This is a genomic window from Hydrogenophaga sp., from assembly GCF_041633695.1.
In the GTDB taxonomy this organism is placed as follows: domain Bacteria; phylum Pseudomonadota; class Gammaproteobacteria; order Burkholderiales; family Burkholderiaceae_C; genus Hydrogenophaga.
Genome location: NZ_JBFJMY010000497.1, coordinates 1 through 2825, shown reverse-complemented (window position 1 = coordinate 2825; position 2825 = coordinate 1). Strand labels below are relative to the sequence as shown.

The following is a 2825-nucleotide window of genomic DNA, read 5'->3' as shown; positions in this document are numbered from 1 at the left end:
TCGGGCTGAGCTTGTCGAAGCCTTTGTACAAGCGCTGGCGTGTTGTTGAGCCCTTCGACAAGCTCAGGGCGAACGGTAAGGGTGGGTACGCTTTGAACGGTAGGGGTGGGTGAGCCTGGAACGGTAAGGGTGGGTGAGCCTGGAACGGTAGGGTGGGCAGGCGCGTGATGGAACCGGGCATCTGCCCCGCACGCCGCCGCTTCACCAACCGCCTCCAGCGTCGCGTCTTCCTCGCTGATCGTCACGTCCACCGTCCGCACTTCCACGCCGTGCCGCTTGGCGTCTTGCACCAGCTGGCTGGGTGTGTAAAAGCCCAGGGGCTGGCTGTTGAGCATGGCGGCCAGAAATTCGGCCGGGTAGTGGCGCTTGATCCAGCTGCTGGCGTAGACCAGCAGGGCGAAGCTGGCGGCGTGGCTTTCGGGAAAACCGTAGCTGGAAAAGCCCTTGATCTGTTCGAACACGCTTTGCGCAAAGGCTGGCTCGTAGCCGCGCTCGGTCATGCCGTCGATCAGGCGGCGCTCGTACTTGCCCAGGCCACCCTTGCGCTTCCACGCGGCCATGGCGCGGCGCAGGCCATCGGCTTCGCCGGGGGTGAAACCGGCGGCGATGATGGCGATCTGCATGCACTGCTCCTGGAACACGGGTATGCCCAGCGTGCGCTCCAGCGCACCGTCCAGCGCCTTGGGGTAGCTGACAGGTTCCTTGCCCTGGCGGCGGTTCAGATACGGGTGCACCGCGCCGCCCTGGATGGGGCCGGGCCGCACCAGGGCGACTTCGATCACCAGGTCGTAAAAGCAGCGTGGGCGCAGGCGCGGCAGCATGCTCATTTGCGCGCGGCTTTCGATCTGGAACACGCCCACGGTGTCGGCGGCGCAGATCATGTCGTAGGTGGCTTCGTCTTCGTCTGGTATGTCTTGCAGCTGGAACACACGGCCTTTGCGCGCACCAATGAAGTCGAGCGACTTGCGGATGGCGGTGAGCATGCCCAGGGCCAGCACGTCCACTTTCAAAAGGCCCATGGCGTCGAGGTCGTCCTTGTCCCACTCGATCACGGTGCGGTCGGCCATGGCGGCGTTTTCAATCGGCACCATGCGCGAGAGCGGCATCTGGGTGAGCACAAAACCGCCGGTGTGCTGCGACAAGTGGCGCGGAAAACCCATGATCTGGGCGGTGAGGCTCATGAGCTGTTGCACGGCCAGGCTGTCCGGGTCCAGCCCCGCTTCTCGCAGGCGCTCGGGCGCGATGTCGCCATGGCCCCACCAGCGGTGGCCCTTGGACAAAGCGGCCAGCGCGTCTTCGGTAAAACCCAGGGCTTTGCCCACGTCGCGGATGGCGCTGCGTGGGCGGTAGCAGATGACGGTGGCGGTGAGCGCTGCGCGCTCGCGCCCGTATTTTTGGTACAGGTACTGGATGACTTCTTCGCGCCGTTCGTGCTCAAAGTCCACGTCGATATCGGGTGGCTCGTTGCGCTCTCTGGAGATGAAGCGTTCGAACAGCACCGCCGTGCGCTCGGGGTCCACCTCGGTCACGCCCAGGCAGTAGCAGACCACGCTGTTGGCCGCCGAACCGCGCCCCTGGCACAGAATGCCCCGCGAGCGGGCAAAGGCGACGATGTCGTAGACGGTGAGAAAGTAGTGTTCGTATTGCAGGTCGGCAATCAGGGCCAGTTCGTGTTCGATCTGCTGCCGCACCTGGGTGCCGGCACCGGCGGACCAGCGCCGCGCCGCGCCTTCGTCCACCAGGCGGCGCAGGTAGCCGCTGGGGGTTTCGCCCGGCGGCACCACTTCGCTGGGGTATTGGTAGCGCAGTTCGTCGAGCGAGAAGTGGCAGCGCCCGGCCACCGTCAACGTCTCGGCCAGCAGTTCGGCGGGGAAGCGCTGGGCCAGCGCCAGGCGCGAGCGCAAATGCTGTTCGGCATTGGGCGCCAGCGCGTGGCCACAGGCGGTGAGGGGCTTGCCGACACGCGTGGCGGTGAGCACGTCGTGCAGGGGCTTGCGCGAACGCAGGTGCATGTGCACATCGCCCACGGCCACCAGCGGCACGGCGGTGAGCGCGCTGCTCTGGCGCAATTGGTGCAGGTGCATTTCGTCGTCGAGCCGGCGCAGTTGCGCCACGCCCAACCAGCAGCGGCCCAGAAAATGGGCCAGCAACCAGCGCGCGGTGCTGTCCATTTGCGCCTGGGTATTGGCGCGTTCGGCCACCGCGATGACCACACAATCGCTGAGCCGATCGGCGTCGATGAGGTCCAGCGTCAGGTGGTAGCTGCCTTTGGTGGCGGTGGTGCGGCGCAAGCCGGTGATGAATTCGCACAGATTGCCGTAACCGTTGAGGTTGGTGGCGATGACCACCAGGGTGAACGGGTGCGCACATTCCACCTTGAACTCGCTGCCCACCAGCAGCTGGAGCCCCTGCTCTTTCGCCGCCACATGCGCGCGCACCATGCCGGCCAGCGAACATTCGTCGGTCAAGGCCAGCGCGGTGTAACCCAGTGCCTGGGCGCGCTCGACCAGTTCTTCGGGGCGGCTGGCACCGCGCAGAAAACTGAAGTTGGAGACGCAGCGCAGTTCGGCGTAGTTGGGAAGGGCGGCGATGCTCATGGGCCCCTCCCCGGATTGAGCACCACACCGGGGCGCCATCCGTCATACAAGGCGCAGCGCCTGTCCAGAGACACCGAGGAACCGGCTCTGCCGCGCCTCAGGTGTCGTCCCCCATTCAGGGGGGTGGCGCCGAAGGCGACGCGGGGGCTGTTCCTCATGCTACGCAAAGTGCCCGTGCAAATACCAGGCGGGTTCGGGGTCGAGCCGGGTCTGGAACACCCACAACAC

Annotated in this window: 1 protein-coding gene; it reads right to left on the bottom strand. The window is 65.9% G+C overall.

The genetic code is table 11. From position 1 onward, the window contains the following. Window positions 1-2597, bottom strand: a 2597-nt coding sequence (locus ABYB95_RS20695) for an error-prone DNA polymerase (protein WP_372661326.1), incomplete at its 3' end; no start/stop codon positions are given. Between the last annotated feature and the right edge of the window lie 228 nt (window positions 2598-2825).